At 69.0% G+C, this 594-nt stretch carries 1 protein-coding gene; it reads left to right on the top strand.

Translation table 11 applies throughout. The features are described from left to right. Positions 1-112 precede the first annotated feature (112 nt). Positions 113-594: translation initiation factor IF-2 N-terminal domain-containing protein (locus D7V93_RS43835; protein WP_208723379.1), on the top strand; the 482-nt coding region annotated here is incomplete at its 3' end.

Below are 594 nucleotides of genomic sequence, written 5' to 3'. Positions count from 1 at the left end.
TGGGTGGAGAGGTTGCGGGGGGAGGTGTTGTTAAGCACCTCTCGCACACAATTTCGGCTTTGGACTAGGGTGCTCGCGCCTGTCGTCGGCGGAGCAGAAGGCCAATCAAGGTATGTCGAAGAAGCGCGTTCACGAAATCGCCAAGGAGCTCAAAGGCCACGGGATTGAGCTCGACAACAAGGAGGTCGTGACCGAGCTCGCCGGGCTGGGTTACGACGTCAAGAGCCACTCGTCCTCGCTGGATGACGATCAGGCCACCGCCGCGGTCCAGAAGATCCTGGACAAGCGCAAGCCGAAGCAGGCCGCACCTCCCGTCGCCGCCAAGGGGTTCGTGGTGCGCCGCAGGGTCGGCCCGCCCGCTGGCGCCTCCAACACGGAGGCCCAGGACGCCTACGCCCAGTCCAGTGACCAGGGCTACGACAACGCCGAGCCGTCCTACGAGCAGCCTGCGCAGGCCGAGCCGCAGGCGGAGGCCCCCCAGGCCCACGCCGTGGAGAGCGCTCCCGCAGCCGCGGAGCAGGCTCCCCAGGCGCAGGCTCCGGAGGTCCCGGCCGTGACGGCCGCGCCCACCGAGGCCGTTGCCACCCCCGCCGC

This window comes from Corallococcus llansteffanensis (assembly GCF_003612055.1).
GTDB classification, from domain to species: domain Bacteria; phylum Myxococcota; class Myxococcia; order Myxococcales; family Myxococcaceae; genus Corallococcus; species Corallococcus llansteffanensis.
The sequence above is the reverse complement of the archived record's forward strand: the minus strand, read 5'-3'. Positions and strand labels throughout refer to the sequence as shown.